Genomic DNA, 19,203 nt, shown 5'->3' on the forward strand with positions numbered 1-19,203 from the left:
CACCCAGCACAGGAGGTCAACGATGATCGACGACTACTTCGTGATCAATGCGGTCGCGCACGCCTACAATCTCGAGCCTGCCAACATCCGGAACCGGCCGGGACAGCTGCTGTGCGACATGCTCTGGGGGCTGCACGAGTCGTGGTCGCCACCGCATGCCCGGATGACGCACGAGGAGTTCACCTCCGACTGGACCGTCGATGCCCTCGCGCAGGCGCTGTTCGTGGAGTCCGACGTCGACCTCGCCTCGACCCATACGCTGCGCCTCGACTCGTACTTCGACGACGGGCTGGCCGCGCGGTGCAAGACCGTCGAGGCAGCGACGAAGCACCCGGACCGCTTCCTCGCCTACGTCGGCGTGGACCCGACCGCGGGTCTGGAGACCTGCCTGCGTGAGCTGGACGAGCAGATGGCCGAGCTGCCGCAGGCCATCGGGCTGAAGATGTACCCGGCGCAGGTCGAACCGGACCGTTCGTGGCGGCTCGACGATCCGGACCTCGCCTTCCCGATCATCGAGCGGGCGATCGAGCACGGGCTGAAGACGGTCGCCATCCACAAGGCGGCGCCACTCGGGCCGGTGCCGATGAACCCGTACCGGATCGACGACGTGGACGGTGCGGCAGGCCGCTACCCGGAGATGAACTTCGAGATCATCCACGCCGGGCTGGCCTTCACTCGGGAGACTTCCCTTGCGCTGGCCCGTTTTCCCAACGTCTACGCCAATCTCGAGGTCACCAGCCTGCTCCTGCTCAAGGCGCCGCAGATGTTCGAGGAGGTGCTGGCCGACTTCATCCTCTGGGGCGGCCCGGACAAGATCGTCTTCTCCGACGGCGCGATGTTCGCCCACACACAGCCGTTTCTCGAAGCGTTCACGAAGTTCCAGTTCTCCGAGAAGACCTGTGCGGGCACCGGGGTCGAGCCGCTGACCCGTGCGGACAAGGCCAAGATCCTCGGGCTCAACTACGCGCGCGTGGTCGATCTCGACGTCGAGTCCGCGAAGGCGAGGATCGCCGACGACCAGTTCTCGATGGCCCGGCGCGCGGAACCGCGACCGGAGCCCTACGCGGCCTGGAAAAAGGAGTTCGCCTCCGATCGGGCGGAGTTCCGGCGGTGAGCGCCGAACCGCACGGCTCGCCCGGCAACGCCGGACTGCACGCCGCGATCGAGGACGCGCTCAGCAGGGTCGACGATCCCTGCAGCATCGCCGCCAAGGCGCCGATGAGCGTCCGGGACATGGGCCTGGTCCGGCAGTGGCACCTCGACTGGGACGGCACCGTCGTGATCACGATCAGTCCGACGGCACCGTCGTGCATCCTGATGAGCTCCATCGCCGACGGGATCGAGGATCGCGTCGCCGAGGTCGACGGGGTCGAGGCCGTCCGGGTGGAGGTGGACACCGCCACGATGTGGACACCGGAGCTCATGAGCGAGCACGGCAGGCGGGCGCTCGACGAGCGGCGGTCGGCCTCCCTGCGCAGCGTTCCGGTCCGTCCCCGGGAGTGGGAGCGTGGCCGAGCCGGAACCGGAGGCGGCGGGTGATTCGCAATGTCGTGCTGGGCAGGGTGTCGGACGAGGTGGACCTCGCTGCACTGGAGGCTGGTCTGCAAGCCCTCCGGGAACTGGCGGTTCCCGGTGTCGAAATCGAGTTGCACGCCGGGGTCGACCTCGGGCTCCGCGCGGGAAACGCGGACTTCGCGGTGACTGTCGACCTCGCCGACGAGGAGGCGTACCGCGCCTACGACGAGAACGCCGAACACCGTCGGATCCGGCTCGGGCTGCTCGGGCCGCTCTGCTCCTCGATCGAGCGCGTTCAATTCCGGCTGCCCACGGCGGGGCCCGCGAGTTCGGGACGGACGATGGGCGGTCCCGCGCGCACGAGGTAAAGTCGGCTCGATGTCAGGACCGCCAGCCGCCGCCAGGAGCGGTACGCGCAAGACCCGGGCCACCCGGCGGCGAGACGAGTTGATCCTGGACGCCTTGGAGCGGTTGCTGACCGAGACTCCGCTGCGAGACCTGGGTGTCGAGCAGATCTCCGAGGAAGCAGGCATCACCCGCACTCGCTTCTACTTCTACTTCAAGTCGAAACACGAGGCCTACGCTTCGCTGCTCGCCAGGGTGCGCGACCGGCTGCTGGTGTTCTACGACACGAACGAATCGTGGTTCCAGCGCCCGGAATCCGTCCGGCCGCGCGAGTCGATGACGGCCACCATCCGCGCGGTCGTCGATTTCTGGCTCGCGCACGGAGCGGTGATGCGGGAGGGCGCAGATCTGTGGAATTCCGTTGCCGAGGCCCGCACCCTGTGGCACGACCTCATCACGCAGCCGGTCGAGCGGATGACTCGCGCGATCGAGCGCGAGCGGCAGCGGGGCATCGCCCCGGACGGTCCGGAGCCGGGCAGGCTCGCGCGCAACCTGATCTGGCACGGCGAGCGGATGCTCTTCCTGGAGCTGATCGACGCACCGGGTGCGATGTCGGTCGACGATCTCGTGGAGTCGGCGACGAGCGTGTGGATGCGCGCCATCTACCTCGCCGACGATCCCGACCCGGTGCCCGAAGACCCGCAGGCAGACCGCGAAGATCCGCAGGCAGGCAGTCCTTCCTGAAGTCCCGGCGCCCGTGACGGCCTACCGCCGGTATCTACTGTCGAGTAGTCTTACTGGCGGTAAGTTCGCTGCGACGACGGGACCGCGATGACAGTCACCCGGGAACTGCTGGCCGAACCGCTCGAACTGCGCTGTGGCGCGGTCCTGCCGCACCGGCTCGCGAAATCGGCGTTGAGCGAACAGCTCGGTAATCGGCGTAACGCACCGACGTCCGAACTCGCCTCGCTGTACCGGACCTGGGCGCATGGTGGCGCCGGGCTGCTGGTGACCGGCAATGTGATGGTCGATCCGGCTGCGCTCGGTGAACCACGCAACGTCGCGGTGCCCACGGTGCCGGATGCTGCGGCGTTCCGGCCGTGGGCGCAGGCTGTCGACGGCACGGACGCGCAACTGTGGGTGCAGCTCAACCATCCCGGACGGCAGAGCCCGCGGTACCTGTCGCGCCGTCCGGTCGCGCCGTCCGCGGTCTCCTTCGGCGATCGGGGCGTGCGCACTGCGTTCGCCGCGCCTCGCGCGCTCACCGGTGCCGAGATCGAGGGCATCGTGGAGCGGTTCGCGCTGGCCGCGCGGACGTTCGTGGCCGCCGGGTTCGCCGGGGTGCAGCTGCACGGCGCGCACGGTTACCTGATCTCCCAGTTCCTGTCCCCGCTGGTGAACCGGCGCGAGGACGAATGGGGCCGGGACCGCAGCCGGTTCCTGCTCGAAGTGGTGCGTGCGGTGCGCGCCGCGGTGGGGGATCGGGTGCCGGTTTCGGTGAAGCTCAACAGCGCGGATTTCCAGCGCGGCGGCTTCGACGAGGACGAGTCGCTGCGCGTCGTCCGGGCGCTCGGGGAGGCGGGCATCGACCTGCTGGAGATTTCCGGCGGTACGTACGAAAAGACCGTGATGATGGGGACAGTCCGCGAGAGCACCGCGCAGCGGGAAGCGTATTTCCTGGACTACGCGGCGAAAGCCCGCCAGGTCAGCGATGTGGCGCTGATGGTCACCGGTGGTTTCACCACGGCGGCCGCGATGGCCGAGGCACTGCGTTCCGGTGCGTTGGACGTGATCGGCCTCGGTCGTCCCTACATCGTGGATGCGGAGTTGCCGGGACGGCTGCTGGCCGGCGCGGACGTGCAAGCGCAGCGGCGGTGCCCGCGCACCGGGATCCGGCTCGCGGACAGCCTGCTGGAAATCCAGTGGCACACCCAGCAGCTGCACCGGCTGGCGGAGGGCAAACCGGCCGATCGCCGGAGCGCGTGGCGGGCGCTGGCGACCGCCGGGCTCAACGATCCGCTGAACGCGTTCCGCCGGGTGCGTGCCTGAGCCGCTGATCCACGAACCGGATCGCGACGACGAGCAGCACGAAGAACACCGCGATGAAGCCACAGTTGAGCGCGACGCGAACGTAGCCGAGTGCCCCGGCGTCGATGAACGGGTACGGATAACCGCCGCCGGACGCGCCGCGCGCGAGGGTGAAAGCCAGCCACAGCAACGGAAAGACGATCGACCAGCGGGCCGCGCGCCAGTTGCTGATCCGCGGTCCGGCGATCAGCCAGCCGAGCACGCACAGCACCGGCGACACCCGGTGCAGCAGGAAATCGGCGAGCAGATCGAGTCCGTGCAGTTCGTACCGCCCGGCGAGCGCGACCTGGTAGACCACGCCGGTCACCACGATCCCGGCCAGCGCGTCGAGCCAGAGCACCCGAAACAGCGTCGACGAGGGCGCCCGGCCTCGCGTGAGCGTTGCGGTGGTCACGAGGACCAGCAGGTTCGAGTCGATGGTGAAGTAGCTGAGCAGGTTCGCGACCCGCCCCTCGGCACGCGCGACCGCGACGATCTGGATGACCAGCGCCGCCAGCACCACGACCGCGGTGACGGCGAACCATCCGCGCACCAACGTCCTCGAAGGCATGCCGACCACGGTACGGTCCCGATCGGCGTTTGCGACGTTTTCGCGCCCGCTGCGACGGCCGGTGTCGTGGGCCGCCGGCACGAAAACGCTCCTACGGTTCGTCAGGTCGGTGCGGTATCGCCCGGGATGCGACGAGGCAGTCGGCACGGGCGGCGTTGATCGGACCGGCCCTGGGCACCGTGCGCAGGGCCGGGCGATCGCTCGTGCCGGGCCGCCTCGGTCTCCAGGCGCGGAGCCGTCAGTGCAGCGCTTTCACCAACGCCGGGACGAAGATCGAGGCGTCGACGGTGCCCCAGCCGCTGGCGATGTCGTAGCCGGCGGCGGCCTTGAATCCCGGCACGCCGTCCTGGCTGTTGTCGCCGGTGGTGACGTCGACGATGCCGGCCGCGGTGCCTGCCGGGCCGAGTTCCGTGTACAGCGCGGGGTTGATCTGGCCGAGCCGACCGTGATGGGACTGCACCGCCAGCGCCAGCACGCCGGCGAACAGCGGCGCCGACTGCGACGTGCCGTTGACCCCTTCCATGCTGATGTCCGGGAACGAACGCATCTGGCTGCCGGTGATCTTCTTGACGCCGTTCTGCCACGACGGGCGCGCGTAGGCCTTCGACAGGCCCGCGCCCTCGGCGAAGCCGTTGTCGGCGACGTTCACCAGATCGTCCGGCTTCGTGCGGTTGCCTTCGGCGTCGAGGTGCAACTGTGTGCCGCCGAGCGTGGTGACGTGTGGATCGCCGGCAGGCCAGCTTGCCACCCGGTACGGGTAGTTGCCGGTGCCCTGCAGGTCCCCGCCGGTCGGCCCGTCATCGCCGGACGAGGCGACCATCGTGACCCCCGCGCGGCCGGCCCGCTCCAGCGCCGGATCGAGGGTCTTGATGGACGGGAACGACGGGAAGTTCTCCTCCGCGGTGCCGAAGCTCATGGAGATCACGTCGGCGATCCGGTGCTCGGTCAGGTAGTCGACCGCCTGCATCATCTCCGGCAGCCCGGTGAAGCCCTGCGTCTCGGCGACCGGGGTGGCCGCGACGACGATCTTCGCGTTCGGCGCCAGTGCGTGCATCATCGTGACGTCGAGGTCGGTTTCCCCGCCCCACGCCTGGCAGGTGGCGGTGTCCACGCCGGGGTCGGTACAGGCGGGCACCGCGCCGGAGGGCTGCAGCACCTCCACGTTGGCCGGCGGCAGCCCGTGCTTCTGCGAGTACTCGTCGAGGACCTGCTTGACCTGGTCGTCACCGAACGACACCAGCGTGGCCACCGTGGCGCCCGCGCCGGTGATGCCCTGGTCCCACAGCTTCGTGGCGTGGTAAGCGCCGCTTTCCGGTGGCAGCTTCGCCATCGCCGCCTCGAGCTTCGCGACCCGCTCCGGCACCGTGGCCGCTCCGACGAACGACCGAGCAGCCGCGGAGAACCGGTGCTCCGCAGGCGGTTTCGGCGGCGCCGGCGAGGCGCTCCCCGACCCAGCCCCAGTGGCTCCGGCCCCGGCCGACCCAGCCGGACTGGCTCCGGCCCCGGCCGACCCAGCCGGACTGGCTCCGGCTCCGGCCGACCTGGCCGCGGCGTTCGCCGCCGCAGAGACCGCAGCGGGTGCCGTGGTGGTTCCGGCCGCGGATGCCGCAGCGGGTGCCGTGGTGCTTCCGCCCGCAGCGGCTGCGGATGTCGCCGCGGTGGTTTCGGACGCCGCTGCCGCCGCGGTCCCGGCTGTCATCGCCGTGACGGCGAGTGCCGCACCGGCCAGCAGGGCGGCCGGCCGGATGAGCCGCCGGGCAGCGGACCGGACCCGAAACCTCATGTGCACTCTCCCTTTCACCCGAAGCAGCTCCCAGCACCCGAAGCCGAAGCAGTTCCCCCACTCTCGCCTTCGCGCCCGGTGCCACGACATCGACTTTCGTCGGGCGTTTCCCCGAAAACGGCGCGGAATCCGGTGTGATGTCCGGAATATGCTCATTCCGCCCGCTCCCCGCGCAGCAGTGCGCGCACGGCGTCGATGGTGTCCGCCTCGGCCGGATCCTTGTCCGGGCGGTACCGCAGCACGCGGGCGAACCGCAGCGCCAGACCTCCCGGGTACCGCGTGCTGACCTGCGCGCCGTCCAGCTCGATCTCGACCACCACCTCCGGTCGTACGTGGACGGTCCAGCGGTCGCGGTGCGTTTCGATCTCCTGGAACCGCCGGGTCTGCCAGGCGAGCAGTTCGTCGGTGAGGCCCTTGAACGTCTTGCCGACCATGATCGGCGGGCCACCGTCGGGATCCCGCGCGCCGAGGTGCAGATTGGACAGCATGCCGGTGCGCCGCCCGTGCCCCCATTCCACGGCGAGCACCACCAGGTCGATGGTGTGCACCGGTTTCACCTTGAGCCAGGCGCGCCCGCGGCGACCGGCTGCGTATCCCGAATCGAGGTCCTTGACCAGCACGCCCTCGTGGCCTGCCGCCATCGCGGCGTCGAGCACCGCCGCCGGATCGGGCGGGTGCACCTCGCCGGGGATCACGTGCGCTCCGGCCACCCGGCGCAGCGCCGCGTTGCGCTCGGACAGCGGCGAGTCGAGCAGATCCACGCCGTCGAGGTGCAGGCAGTCGAAGAAGTACGGCCGCAACAGCAACGCACGCACCTGCTCCTCGCGGGTACTGCCGAAGCGGCTCATCGTTTCCTGGAACGGCCGCGGCCTGCCGTCGTCGGTCAGCGCGAGCGTTTCCCCGTCCAGCACCACCGATTCACACGGCAGCGCGCGCACGAGCTCCACCAGCTCGGCCACACTCGCGGTGATCTCCCGCAGCGTGCGGGTGTAGATGTGCACCTGCGAGCCCTGCCGGTGCACCTGTATCCGTGCACCGTCCATTTTGTACTCGACAATCGCGTGCTCGTGTTCGGCGAAGGCCTCTTCCAGCGACTCCGCCGGCGAGGCCAGCATCGGCCGCACCGGCCGCCCGAGCGCCAGCCGGAACTGCCCGAGTGCGGCCGCGCCGCCGGTCATCGCCGCGTGCCCGGTGACCGGCAGCCGTCCGGACAACATGAACGCCCGCCGGACCTGCTCGAGGCCCACCTCGGCGGCGACGGCGATCGCCTCGACCATCACGCCCTCCAGTGCGCCCTGGCGCAGCTCCCCGGTGACGAGCCGGATCACGAACTCCTGTTCGGCCCGGGTCAGCCGGGCGAACAGCGCGGTGAGCACGTCCGCGCGCCGCTGCACCGAACCGGCCCCGGCGGCGGCCGCGACCTCGGTGAGTGCCGCGTCGACCTGGTGCACCGCGACCGCAGGCTCGGCCGCCGGGGTGACCGTGAGCTCGGCCAGCGTGCGCCAGCCCGCGCCCAGCCGGTCCTGCGCGGTCTGCCCGGTGAGGTAGGCGATCACCGCGGGCAGCTCATCCGGCTCGGCCGCGCGCAGCACCGCGGCCAGTACGGCGATCTTCGCCTTCCTGGAGCGGGTGGCCGCCAGCTCGGCGGAGGCGGTGACGAGGTCGGTCAGCAGCACCCGACCATGATGACCCCGGCCACCGACAAAAACCGGCTCACGCGTCCGGCCGGGTGCAATACGGATCCAGCAGACCCTGCTTCGTCACGCACGGGGCGTAGCCCGCGTCCTGCAGTTCCGCGCGTGCCGTGCTGCTGCGCAGGTAGTCGAGGAACAGCTTCAGCAGCGAATCGTTCTCCGGCACGCCCTTCGTGTACAGGTATTCCACGGTCCAGAAGCGGTAGCCGGCGTCGATGCTGGTCACGTCCGGGTAGCGGCCGTCGAGCTGGGCCACGGTGACCTTGCCGCCCTGGCCCGACGCGAGCTTGGCGGCAGGCCCGTCCGCGTACCCGATCGCGCCCGGTGTCTCGCCGACGGCTTGCAGCAGCTCGGCGGTGGTCCCGCGCTCACACCGCACCACCCCGGCGGCAGGGGGAAACCGCGGTGTCCGGCAGTCGTCCGAAGACAGCGCCGGTTCCGCGGCGTCCAGCACCTTGTGCTCGAAGGTGCTGCGCGTGCCCGACTCCTGTCCACGCCCGACGATGCGGATCGGCAACGACGGGCCCGGCCGCAGCTGTGCCCAGTCGCGGTACCGGCCGCTGAAGATGCCGCGTACCTGGTCGGTGGTCAGCCGGTCGACGCCGGTCGCACCGTTCACCACCAGGCTGTACATCAGCACCGCCACCGGCTGCGCCACCAGGTCGGGCCCGGCCGCGCTCGCCTTGCCGTCGGAGAGCACGGCCAGACCGTCCTTCGCCTCCGGTGCCAGCGGGCCGAGTTCCCGTACCGCGGAGACACTGCCGGTGGCCTGGGTGGTGATCCCGGCATCCGGACACTGCCCGTGGTACTCCTGCGCGATGTTGCCGAGGATCGGCACGAACGCGCTGGACCCGTGCACCGCGACCGACCCGCTGCCACAGCCGGAGGCGGACGACTGCGAGGCGGCGACGATGAGGGTGCTGATCAGCGCCCCGGTCAGCAGCACGCCGATCGCCACCGTGACCACCGGCCAGGACAGCCGGCGCTGCTTGCGTTCGTCCTTGATCCGGCCGCCGCCGAGCCGTCCGGTCCACCCCCAGTCCTTCGACAGCGGACCGCCGTGCCAGCCGTCCGGTTCGCGCAGTACCACGACGAGCTTGAACTTTTCCCGGCGTTTCAGGGAAAGTCGCCCGAGCTGCACCCCGTGCCACTGCGGTGCCCTGGTCTGCGTCGACGACGGGTCGGGCTGGCGAAGGAGGTCGGCGAGCCGTTGCGGCAGCAGTGCCCTGACCCCGGACAGCCGGGCGGCGTCCGGCACCGGCTCCGGTGCGGGCTCGTCGTGGGTGAAGAACTCGAGACCGTTGCGCACCACGTCGCGCAGGCCGTCGCGGGCTTCGGACACCCGTGCGTCCCACACGATCCGATCGCCGAAGGTGAACTGCAGCGGGTGCTCGAAGTCGTCGGGGCGGATGTCGAAGCTGCCGGTGTTGCGGATCCGGATCACCACCACGCTGAGCGGTTCCAGCAGCCGCACCGTGCGGACCAGCTCGGGATCCTGTTGTGCCGCGCCGTCGTTGCCGTCGCCGAGGGTGACCGGACTGAGGCCGATCTTCGAGTTGTAGAGCACCCGGAACAGCAGCCGTCTTCGCCGGATCAGGTAGCGGTCGATCAGCGGCGCCGCGATCGTCGCACCCGCCACGACCGCGATCGGGATGATGCCGCGCCCGGAGGTGAGCACCTCGGCGAGCGTCCGCAGGATCTCCCCGAAGCTCACGGCGTTCCTTCCCCCATCGCGAATTCCGAGATGCCCACAGTAGGCGTCCGCGGCGGGACCCCTCCCTCGTGCACCAGGAGTTCACTCGCGGTTCAGCAAGCCGATGAAATCCGCTCGACCGCCGTCCGCAGCCGCTCCGGGGTGCGCTGCACCGCCGGGCACCGACACCGGGACGCCGTGGCGACGGTTGTGCCGTGACCGACGATGGTCACCGTATCCGTCGCATGTGGACTCACGGAACGCGAAAGCAGCGGCCCCCGCGATTCCGCTCGCGAGGGCCGCTGCAGAGGACTGAGTTACTTCCCGCCGCGTGCCATGCGCAGTACGTCGAGGGCTTCGTCCAGCTGGGCCTCGGTGAGTTTGCCTTCCTTCAGCAAACCGCGCTCGATGACGACCTCACGGATCGTCTTCAGCTCCTTGAGCGCCTGCTTCGCCACGGACGCCGCCGTTTCGTAGCCGATGTACTTGTTCAGCGGGGTCACGATCGAGGGCGAACCCTCGGCGTACTGCCGTGCCTGCTCGGTGTTCGCGGTGATCCCGGCGAACACCTTGTCCGCCAGCAGCCGCGAAACGGCCGCGAGCAGCCGCGCCGATTCCAGCACGTTGCGCGCGATCACCGGCAGGTTCACGTTGAGCTGGAAGTTGCCCGCCGCACCGGCGAACGCCACCGCCGCGTCGTTACCGACGACCTGCGCGACCACCTGCAGCGTCGCCTCCGGGATCACCGGGTTCACCTTGCCCGGCATGATCGACGAACCCGGCTGCAGGTCCGGCAGCGCCAGTTCGGCCAGCCCGGCACGCGGACCGGAACCCAGCCAGCGCAGGTCGTTCGCGATCTTGTTCAGCGACACCGCGACCGTGCGCAGGTGCCCGGAGGTCTCGACCACGCTGTCCTGCGTTGCCTGTGCCTCGAAGTGGTTGCGTGCTTCGGTGAGCGGCAGCTCGGTCAGCTTCGCCAGTTCGGCGGCGACCGCGGCGCCGAACCCGTCCGGCGCGTTCAGCCCGGACCCGACCGCGGTGCCGCCGATCGGCAGCTCGCCCAGCCGCGGCAGGCCGGACTTGAGCCGCTCGATGCCGAACCGGATCTGCGCGGCCCATGCGCCGGCCTCCTGGCCGAGCGTGATCGGCACCGCGTCCATCAGGTGCGTGCGGCCGGACTTCACCACGTCCTGCCACTCCTGCGCACGCTGCTCGATCGCGCCCGCGAGGTGCTCCAGCGCCGGCACCACGTCGGTCAGCACGGCCTCGGTCGCGGCGACGTGGATCGTGGTCGGGAACGTGTCGTTGGACGACTGCGAGGCGTTGACGTGGTCGTTCGGGTGCACGTCCCGGCCGAGTGCGCGGGTGGCCAGCGTCGCGATGACCTCGTTCGCGTTCATGTTGGACGAGGTACCGGAACCGGTTTGGAACACGTCGATCGGGAAATGCGCGTCGTGACGGCCGTCGGCGACCTCGTCGGCTGCCGCGGCGATCGCGTCGGCGACCTCGCCCTCCAGCACGCCCAGCTGCTTGTTGACCCGTGCGGCGGCCGCCTTCAACAGGCCCAGCGCGCGGATCTGGGCCCGCTCGAGACCGCGGCCGGAGATCGGGAAGTTCTGCACGGCACGCTGCGTCTGCGCGCGGTAGAGCGCGTCGACCGGGACGCGGACCTCGCCCATCGTGTCGTGTTCGATCCGGTATTCCTGTTCAGCCATACCCTGATTCTGGCCCGGAATCCGGCGGATGGCGTGGTGGCGTCGCCCACCTCGGCGACCGGGCCCGGCTTCCTCCGGTGGCCCGCCCCCTACCGAGCGGCGTTGCCGGGCTGGCTATTCTCGATGTGTTCTCGATCACCGCCACCCACCACTGGCTGGAGCGAGTTTTATGGATTCCTACGATCTCGCCGTCATCGGCGCAGGCCCGACCGGCCTGTTCGCCGCCTACTACGCGGGATTCCGCGGCCTGTCCATGGCCGTGATCGATTCGCTGCCCGAACCCGGCGGGCAGGTCACCGCGATGTACCCGGAGAAGATGATCTACGACGTCGGCGGGTTCCCGGCGATCCGCGGCCGTGATCTGGTGACCGGCCTGGTCGAGCAGGCCGCGCCGTGGCAGCCGAAGTACCTGCTCGGGCGCAAGGCGGAGAAACTGGAGATCCTGGACAGCGGCGTGCAGCTCACCCTCGACGGCGGTGAGGTGGTGCGGGCGGGCGCGGTGCTGATCACCGCGGGAATCGGCGAGTTCACCCCGCGTCCGCTGCCGGCCGGGGACGGCTGGCTCGGCCGCGGCATGGTGCACTTCGTGCCGTCGCTGGCCGCGCACGCGGGCCAGCACGTGGTGGTGGTCGGCGGCGGCGATTCGGCGTTCGACTGGTGCCTCGCGCTGCACCCGGTCGCGGAGAGCGTGACGCTGGTGCACCGCCGGGCGAAGTTCCGGGCAGCCGAGTCGATCGTGCGCCAGGTTCGGGAGCTGGGCATACGGCTGGTCACCGACGCCGAGGTGACCCGTTTCGTCGCCGCACCGGGCGGCGAACTGACGGCCGTGGACCTTTCGGTGAAGGGCGCGGGCGAGGAGCAGCTGCGTGCCGACGCAGTGGTCGCCGCTCTCGGTTTCACCGCCGACCTCGGCCCGATCGAAAGCTGGGGCCTCGAGATCGACCACCGCGCCATCTCCGTCGATTCGACCATGGCCACCGCCCGCCCACGCGTGTACGCGGCAGGCGACGTCGCCGCCTACCCGGGCAAGGTGAAGCTGATCGCCACCGGTTTCGGCGAGGCCGCCACGGCGGTGAACAACATCGCGGTGGCGCTCAACCCGGAGGCACACCTGTTCCCCGGCCACTCGAGCAACGCGGAATGAGTCAGCCGGTCTTCTCCTCGATCCACGGCCGGTAGGCGACCACCGAAGTGGCGATGGACGGGGCGGTCGCGCAGGTCGTCGACCCGTTGCCGGGACGGCTGATCACACCGGCCAGCACCCACCGGTCGCCGTCGCGGGCCAGCTCCGGGCCGCCGGAATCGCCGTAGCACGAACCGGCCTTGCCGCCGGGGCTGTCCGTGCACAGCTCGGCGGTGCCGTCGAACGCCGAGCTGCAGTTCGCGCCCTCGACGAGGTGGGTGTCCAGCTGCTGCAGGGACGACGCGACCGGACCGCAGTCCGGGGTCGCGCAGGTCTGGCCCCAGCCGAGCAACCGGGTCGCGGTGCCGGGGCCCGCTGCTTCACCGAGTGGCACGGGCGTGGCCTGCACCGGTTCGGCGAGCCGGATCAGCCCGAGGTCACCGGTCTGGTCGGCCGCGTTGAAGTGCGGGTTGAGCACGAATTCGGCCGCCTTCGGCGTTTCCCCGCCCTGGTCGGCGTCGGCCGTGCCGACCCGCAGCCCGACCGTCGCGGGCTTCTCCGCGGACAGGCAGTGCGCTGCAGTGGCGACCCACGACGGGGCGATCAGCGAACCGGCGCAGAACAGCGCACCGGACGAGGTGTGCAGCGACACCGCGAACGGGTAGGGCTGGTCCGCCGCGGTCCCGCCGACGAGTGCCGGGCTCGCGGCCGCAGTGCCGGTGCCGAGCGCCACAGCGACGAGGACGGCGGACAGCATGGCGGGCAACCGTTTCGGCACCGGATGGCTCCTTGCGGGGGTTCCGCGGGTCAGGGCAGCAGCGGGGGCACGCTGCCGTCGTCGTTGAGTTCGAGTTTGCCGTCGAAGTTCACGGACGAGTAAGCCCGTAGCTTCTCCAGCCGGTGATAACCGTCGATCATTCTGACCGTGCCGGACTTGGACCGCATCACGATGGACTGCGTCGTCGCGCCACCCGCGCGGTAGTGCACGCCGCGCAGCAGGTCGCCGTCGGTGACGCCGGTGGCGCAGAAGAACACGTTGTCCCCGCGTACCAGGTCGTCGTTGAGCAGGATCCGGTCGAGGTCGTGGCCTGCGGCCAGCGCCTTCGCGCGCTCCTCCTCGTCCTTGGGCCACAGCCTGCCCTGCAGTTCGCCGCCGAGGCACTTCATCGCGCACGCGGCGATGATGCCCTCCGGCGTGCCGCCGATGCCGATCAGCATGTCCACGCCGGTGGTCGGGCGGGCCGCGGCGATCGCGCCTGCCACGTCACCGTCGGAGATGAACCGGATCCGGGCGCCAGCTTCGCGGACCTCTTTGATGATCTGCTCGTGCCGCGGCCGGTCGAGGATGCACACCGTGACATCGCTGACGCTGGAGTTCTTCGCCTCGGCCACGCGGCGGATGTTCTCGTCGATCGGCGCGGCCAGGTCCACCTTGCCGGCCGCGTCCGGCCCGACGGCGAGCTTTTCCATGTAGAACACCGCGGACGGGTCGAACATCGCCCCGCGTTCGGCGACGGCGAGCACGGCCAGCGCGTTCGGCATGCCCTTGGCCATCAGCGTGGTGCCGTCCACCGGGTCGACCGCGACATCGCAGTACGGGCCGTCGCCGTTGCCGACCTCCTCGCCGTTGAACAGCATCGGCGCCTCGTCCTTTTCGCCCTCGCCGATCACCACGACGCCACGCATCGAGACGGTGGAGACGAGCTGGCGCATCGCGTCGACCGCCGCGCCGTCGCCGCCGATCTTGTCGCCGCGGCCGACCCAGCGGCCTGCCGCCATCGCGGCCGCCTCGGTCACGCGCACGAGTTCCATGGCGAGGTTGCGATCGGGCGCTTCGACTCGACGCGGGTCACTGGCTGTGGTCATACGGACCTCCCGGATCACAGTTCCTCAGTGGAAGCCCAGTCTCTCAGATGCCGGCCTGCCCTGACCGATTCAGTCGCGCATGGTGCACGTCACCCTGCGTCGTCATGCACGCAGCGTCGTCACCTACTCAGCGTCGTCGTCCTCGACCGACGCCAGTGCCGCCTCGACCCGTTCGCGCGCGCCTTCCAGGTGCCGCTCGCACACCTTCGCGAGCTGCTCGCCCTTCTCCCACAGCTCGAGCGACTGCTCGAGGGACAGCCCGCCCGCCTCGAGTTCCTTCACGACCTCGACGAGCTGGTCGCGTGCCTGCTCGTAGCCGAGGCCGGCGGTTTCGCTGGCTGATTCGCTCACGCTCGACGTTCTCCGACCTTCGGGTGCACGGGGCTGTGCGCGCAGACTACCGCGCTGGCCATCGCGTGGTCGTAGCCGACGAACGCGAGGGCGAACTCCTGCCCGTCACCTTCTGCTATCGCGTCTTCCAGGTTCTCCTGCGCACCAGCCACCCGCCGCCGATGCCCGGCGCCTTCGGCGAACCACCAGCGCGGGCCGACCTGTTCCGAGGTCGCCTCCGAAAGACGACGCAGCTGCGGAGCGAGCCCGCGGCGCGCGGCCGTGCCACAACCGGCGAGCAGTGCCGTCCAGCACTCGTCGGCCGCGCGGTCGGTGGCCAGCGCCTGCCGCAGTAGGGGACCGGCGCCGAGCCGGGCCGCAGCGTCCACCGTGAGCGGGAGGAACGCCGGTGCCTGCTGTCTCACGGCCGGTCTCCTTCCGCGGTCTCCGCTGTCTTCTCGACGGACTCGGCCACCGCGTGCACCGCCCCGTCGGCGACCCGCACGCGCAGCGGCGCACCGTCCTCGACTTGGGAGACGGACCGCAGCACCTGGAGGTTGCCTTCGGCGTCGGTGAACTGGGCGACGGCGTAGCCGCGGGCCATGGTGGCCGCCGGGCCGAGCGCGGTCAGCCTGCCGCGGGCGTTGGCGACCTCGGCCTGGTCCTTGGCGAGCAGCCCGAGCATCGCGCGCCGGCCGCGTTCGCGGTGCAGCAGTACGTCGTCGAGCCTGCGCTGGATCGGGCCGAGCGGATCGGCCAGCGATGGACGGCTGCGCAGCTGGGTCAGCAGCCGCGTCTCGCGGTCGACCCAGCCGTGCAGCGCGCGCCGGCCGCGGTCACGCATCTGCCGTACGCGGGCGGTCTCCTCCCGCACGTCGGGCACAATGCGTTTGCTCGCGTCGGTCGGGGTGGAACACCGCAGGTCGGCGACGTGGTCGAGCAACGGGGTGTCCGGTTCGTGCCCGATCGCGCTGACCACCGGGGTGCCCGCGGCCGCAACCGCCCGGCACAGCGCCTCGTCGGAGAACGGCAGCAGATCTTCCACGCTGCCGCCGCCGCGGGCGAGCACGATCACGTCGACGTCGGCATCTTTGTCCAGAGTGGACAGTGCGCGGAGGATCTGCGGCACCGCCTGCGGTCCCTGCACCGCGGTGTTCACGACCTTGAACAGCACATGCGGCCAGCGTGCCTGCGCGTTTGCCAGCACGTCGCGCTCGGCCGCGGAGGCCCGTCCGGTGATCAAGCCGATTCCCCTGGGCAGAAAGGGAATCGGCCGTTTCCGCTCGCGGGCGAAGAGTCCTTCGGCGGCAAGCAGCTTACGCAGCCGTTCGATGCGCGCGAGCAGTTCGCCGATGCCGACCGCACGAATCCGGTCGGCCCGCAGGCTGAGCGTGCCCCGTCCGAAGAAGTACGACGGCTTCGCGTGGATCACGACGCGATCGCCTTCGCGCAGCGGTGTTTCGAGCTCGCGCACCAGCCACATCGGACAGGTGACCGACATCGACACGTCCGCCGAGGGATCCCGCAACGTGAGGAACGCAGTCTGCGTACCCGGACGCGCGTTGATCTGTGTGAGCTGGCCTTCGACCCACACATCGCCGAGCCGGTGGATCCAGTCCCCGATCTTGCGCGCGACGGTCCGGACCGGCCACGGCTGCTCCGGACTGGTCGCCGGTTCGGTGTTCATGCCGCCTCCGCAGGGGGAAGTGCGTTGGCGGTGTTCATGCCGCCTCCGCGGGAGGGAGTGCGTTGGCGGTGTTCATGCCGCCTCCGCGGGAGGGAGTGCGTTGGCGGTGTTCATGCCGCCTCCGCGGGAGGGAGTGCGTTGGCGGTGTTCATGCCGCCTCCGCGGGAGGGAGTGCGTCGGCGGGTGTTCACTGGCCTTCCGCGGGGTCGCCCGATCCGCCTTCGCTCGTCTCCGCGGCCTTGCGCGCGTTGGCGATCCGGCGGGCGAGCATGCCGACGAACGACGCACGATCGGCGTGCGCCTTCTCATACGCCAGCAGTTCTTCCAGCTCCGGCACGGTAAACCGGCGCAGGCGGGCACGCAGCTGCGGCAGGCTGAACTCGTCGTAGCCGGTGAGACCCGCGGGCTTGCCGGCGCTGTCGTTCTCGCCGTCCGCGTGGTCCTCGGCGAGCGCACGGGTCTCCTCGACCCACGGGTCGGCGGGCTCGGCGTCGTCGATGTCGTCGGCGACCGCGGTGGCGAGGTCGGGCGCCGTCGTGCGGTGCCCGTTGGTGCGGGACTGCGGAAGGTCGTCCACCGGAACGAGCTTCGGCCGGGCAGGGGTGAGGTCGGGTTCGGCGTCCTCGTCGAACGTGGCCCAGCTGGGGGTGTCCTCGACGGGGCGGAGCACGGACAGCGCGTCGTCGCCCTTGATGGCCAGTTCGGTGACCTGCTGCTGCACGCGCATGGACAGCTGCAGCACCTGGCTCACGACGGTGACCGGCAGGCCGGTGAGCTGCTTCGGGAGCTCACGAACCCGCTCGGCGGTGGTGACGGCGAGGCCCGCGGCGACCCGGAGGGGGAGCGGGAGTGGCTTCATGGGTCACAGCGTGCCGCATGGCGGCCCTCCTGCCCAGCCGAACGGGTGGGCAGGCACACGCGACGTGACCGCTGGCACATCCCGGATGGTCCAGCAGGTCATCCCAAAGAGGACTTCGAAGCAGTGGCGGGACAGCCCGTACCCTGGAGGCATGACCTCAGCGAGTCCCGGAACCGAGCCCGCCGGCAATCCGACGATCGCCCAGTCCGGCGCCGCCAAACGCGTGCTGCTTGCCAAGCCGCGTGGCTACTGCGCCGGTGTGGACCGCGCGGTCGTCGCGGTCGAGAAGGCCCTCGAGCTCTACGGCCCGCCGGTGTATGTGCGCAAGGAGATCGTGCACAACCGGCATGTGGTGGACACCCTGCGCGAACGGGGCGTGATCTTCGTCGAGGAGACCTCCGAGGTGCCCGAGGGAGCGCTCGTGGTGTTCTCCGCGCACGGCGTCTCGCCTGCGGTGCACGCCGAGGCCGCGGACCGGAACCTGCGCACGATCGACGCCACCTGCCCGCTCGTGACCAAGGTGCACAAAGAGGTCAACCGGTTCGCCAAGGACGACTACGACATCCTCCTGATCGGCCACGAAGGTCATGAGGAGGTCGAAGGCACCTCCGGTGAGGCGCCGGAGCAGGTGCAGCTGGTCGACCAGGCGGAAGACGTCGGCAAGGTCGAGGTGCGCGATCCGTCCAAGGTGATCTGGCTTTCCCAGACGACGCTTTCGGTGGACGAAACCATGGAGCGCGTCGACCAGCTGCGGGAGCGTTTCCCCGGCCTGGCCGATCCGCCGAGTGACGATATCTGTTACGCCACCACGAACCGGCAGGTCGCGGTCAAGGCGATGGCCCCGGAATGCGATCTGGTACTGGTGGTCGGCTCGAAGAACTCGTCGAACTCCAAGCGACTGGTGGAAGTCGCGCTGAAGGCGGGCGCGCGCACGTCCCACCTGATCGACTTCGCCACGGAGGTGGACGAATCCTGGCTGGAGGGCGTGTCCACGGTAGGTGTCACCTCCGGCGCCTCGGTCCCGGACGTCCTGGTGATGGACCTGCTGACCTGGCTGGCCGACCGCGGCTACGGCCAGGTGGACGAGGTGACGACGGCGAACGAGAAGATCGCATTCGCACTGCCGAAGGAACTCCGGAAGGCAACCAAAGAACAGGCCTGACCCAACCGCCCCACCACACAGTCCCCACGAAGACCGAAGCCCCCACCACCACCCCGGCTTCGGGCCGCAGGTCCGGCCCCGGACCCGCTCCCCGACCGGACGCGTGAGGAGCGGTTTTGCCCCCCGCCCGCAATCGCTTCGCACCAGACTGAGCCAGACGAGGTTTTGTCCCGTCTCCGCGCACGTTTGGCGCCCTCCCTGCTGGTGCTGCGTCACGCTGGTGCTTCGCTACGCATCGCTCCGCCTGCGCCCCGCTCTTGTACGCGGAGCGTGCTCGGCTGTGCTGTCGCCCCGCTCGGCTGCGCTGGCGCGCTGCCTTGCCGCGCTGGCGCGCTGCTCCGCCCTCCGTCCCCGTTCCGCCGCCCCGTCTCGCCGCGCCCGTTCCGTCGCGCCCGTCTCGCCGCGCCCGGCTTGGCCACGCTGCCGCTTCGCCCCGCCAGCGCTCTCCCTTCTGGTGCCCCGCTGCGCCGGTGCTTCGCTACTCATCGCTCTTGCGTTCCGCTGCGCATTGCCCGAGCTCCTTGCCACACTGGCGCCCGCCCTGCTGGCGCCCGTCGCGACGGTGCTTCGCATCGCTCCGCCTCTGCCCGCCGCGCTGGTGCTCCGCTCCGCCTTCACCGCGCTGGCGTTCCGCTGCGCTATTGCCACACTTGCGTTCTGCTGCGCATCGCTCCGCGCCCGGCATACTCGCGTCTCGCTTCGCCGCGCCCGACAGGCGAGTGCCCCGCCATGCCAGCTCGCTGCTTCAGCCGGTGCCCGCCCCACCGCCGTTTGGCCATGCCACGCCAGCGCA

18 protein-coding genes are annotated in these 19,203 nt (G+C 70.4%); 7 read left to right on the forward strand and 11 right to left on the reverse strand.

Annotation, left to right across the window (positions count from 1 at the left end; all coding sequences use genetic code 11):
* The first annotated feature begins 22 nt into the window (after nt 1-22).
* The 5 genes from ABD793_RS31735 to ABD793_RS31755 all read left to right on the forward strand — a co-directional run bounded on the left by ABD793_RS31735 (nt 23) and on the right by ABD793_RS31755 (nt 3,909).
* A complete protein-coding gene (locus tag ABD793_RS31735) occupies nt 23-1,114 on the forward strand; it encodes an amidohydrolase family protein (protein WP_344866716.1) in 1,092 nt (363 codons plus the stop codon).
* Entirely contained in the window at nt 1,111-1,539 is a 429-nt protein-coding gene (locus tag ABD793_RS31740; RefSeq protein WP_344866718.1) for a metal-sulfur cluster assembly factor, read from the forward strand. The genes ABD793_RS31735 and ABD793_RS31740 overlap by 4 nt, the downstream gene beginning before the upstream one ends.
* A complete protein-coding gene (locus tag ABD793_RS31745; RefSeq protein ID WP_344866720.1) occupies nt 1,536-1,883 on the forward strand; it encodes a Dabb family protein in 348 nt (115 codons plus the stop codon). Before ABD793_RS31740 ends, ABD793_RS31745 begins: the two co-directional genes overlap by 4 nt.
* A 10-nt stretch (nt 1,884-1,893) precedes the next feature.
* Nucleotides 1,894-2,604, forward strand: a complete 711-nt coding sequence (locus ABD793_RS31750; protein WP_344866722.1) for a TetR/AcrR family transcriptional regulator — start codon at nt 1,894-1,896, stop codon at nt 2,602-2,604.
* Between the two features lie 87 nt (nt 2,605-2,691).
* The gene (locus ABD793_RS31755) at nt 2,692-3,909 is read left to right on the forward strand and encodes an NADH:flavin oxidoreductase/NADH oxidase family protein (RefSeq protein ID WP_344866724.1); all 1,218 of its coding nucleotides are present in this window, start codon (nt 2,692-2,694) and stop codon (nt 3,907-3,909) included.
* On the opposite strand, the gene ABD793_RS31760 is transcribed toward ABD793_RS31755, so the two are convergent.
* The 5 genes from ABD793_RS31760 to ABD793_RS31780 form a co-directional block, all read right to left on the reverse strand.
* Nucleotides 3,869-4,498 carry a Pr6Pr family membrane protein gene (locus ABD793_RS31760; RefSeq protein ID WP_344866726.1) on the reverse strand — a complete coding sequence of 210 codons (630 nt, stop codon included), beginning with the start codon at nt 4,496-4,498 and terminating at the stop codon, nt 3,869-3,871. The two genes, ABD793_RS31755 and ABD793_RS31760, sit on opposite strands and share 41 nt — an antisense overlap.
* Nucleotides 4,499-4,736: 238 nt before the next feature.
* Complete coding sequence (locus ABD793_RS31765; RefSeq protein ID WP_344866728.1) at nt 4,737-5,861, reverse strand: S53 family peptidase; 1,125 nt, start codon at nt 5,859-5,861, stop codon at nt 4,737-4,739.
* A 572-nt stretch (nt 5,862-6,433) separates the two neighbouring features.
* Nucleotides 6,434-7,957: an ATP-dependent DNA ligase gene (locus ABD793_RS31770; RefSeq protein WP_344866730.1), complete on the reverse strand. Its 1,524-nt coding sequence runs from the start codon at nt 7,955-7,957 to the stop codon at nt 6,434-6,436.
* A 37-nt stretch (nt 7,958-7,994) separates the two neighbouring features.
* Entirely contained in the window at nt 7,995-9,689 is a 1,695-nt protein-coding gene (locus tag ABD793_RS31775; protein ID WP_344866732.1) for a PstS family phosphate ABC transporter substrate-binding protein, read from the reverse strand.
* A gap of 296 nt (nt 9,690-9,985) precedes the next feature.
* Complete coding sequence (locus tag ABD793_RS31780) at nt 9,986-11,383, reverse strand: class II fumarate hydratase (protein ID WP_344866734.1); 1,398 nt, start codon at nt 11,381-11,383, stop codon at nt 9,986-9,988.
* Between the two features lie 169 nt (nt 11,384-11,552).
* On the opposite strand from ABD793_RS31780, the gene ABD793_RS31785 reads away from it, so the two are divergent.
* Nucleotides 11,553-12,527, forward strand: coding sequence for an NAD(P)/FAD-dependent oxidoreductase (locus ABD793_RS31785; protein ID WP_344866736.1), 975 nt, complete (start codon nt 11,553-11,555; stop codon nt 12,525-12,527).
* Nucleotide 12,528: 1 nt separating this feature from the next.
* Here the strand turns inward: ABD793_RS31785 and ABD793_RS31790 are convergent, their stop codons facing one another.
* The 6 genes from ABD793_RS31790 to ABD793_RS31815 form a co-directional block, all read right to left on the reverse strand.
* On the reverse strand, nt 12,529-13,284 hold the full coding sequence (locus ABD793_RS31790) for a S1 family peptidase (protein WP_344866738.1): 756 nt from the start codon (nt 13,282-13,284) through the stop codon (nt 12,529-12,531).
* Nucleotides 13,285-13,313: 29 nt separating this feature from the next.
* Nucleotides 13,314-14,372, reverse strand: coding sequence for a class II fructose-bisphosphatase (glpX, locus tag ABD793_RS31795; protein ID WP_344866740.1), 1,059 nt, complete (start codon nt 14,370-14,372; stop codon nt 13,314-13,316).
* 123 nt (nt 14,373-14,495) lie between these two features.
* Nucleotides 14,496-14,723, reverse strand: coding sequence for an exodeoxyribonuclease VII small subunit (locus ABD793_RS31800; protein ID WP_344866742.1), 228 nt, complete (start codon nt 14,721-14,723; stop codon nt 14,496-14,498).
* Nucleotides 14,720-15,127, reverse strand: coding sequence for a hypothetical protein (locus ABD793_RS31805; protein WP_344866744.1), 408 nt, complete (start codon nt 15,125-15,127; stop codon nt 14,720-14,722). Before ABD793_RS31805 ends, ABD793_RS31800 begins: the two co-directional genes overlap by 4 nt.
* Complete coding sequence (gene xseA, locus ABD793_RS31810) at nt 15,124-16,389, reverse strand: exodeoxyribonuclease VII large subunit (RefSeq protein WP_344866746.1); 1,266 nt, start codon at nt 16,387-16,389, stop codon at nt 15,124-15,126. Before xseA ends, ABD793_RS31805 begins: the two co-directional genes overlap by 4 nt.
* Before the next feature lie 187 nt (nt 16,390-16,576).
* Nucleotides 16,577-17,248, reverse strand: a complete 672-nt coding sequence (locus tag ABD793_RS31815) for a lipid droplet-associated protein (protein ID WP_344866748.1) — start codon at nt 17,246-17,248, stop codon at nt 16,577-16,579.
* A gap of 151 nt (nt 17,249-17,399) precedes the next feature.
* On the opposite strand from ABD793_RS31815, the gene ABD793_RS31820 reads away from it, so the two are divergent.
* A complete protein-coding gene (locus ABD793_RS31820) occupies nt 17,400-18,410 on the forward strand; it encodes a 4-hydroxy-3-methylbut-2-enyl diphosphate reductase (RefSeq protein ID WP_344866750.1) in 1,011 nt (336 codons plus the stop codon).
* Nucleotides 18,411-19,203: the final 793 nt, after the last annotated feature.

The sequence above is a fragment of the Amycolatopsis ultiminotia genome (genome assembly GCF_039536925.1).
GTDB classification, from domain to species: domain Bacteria; phylum Actinomycetota; class Actinomycetes; order Mycobacteriales; family Pseudonocardiaceae; genus Amycolatopsis; species Amycolatopsis ultiminotia.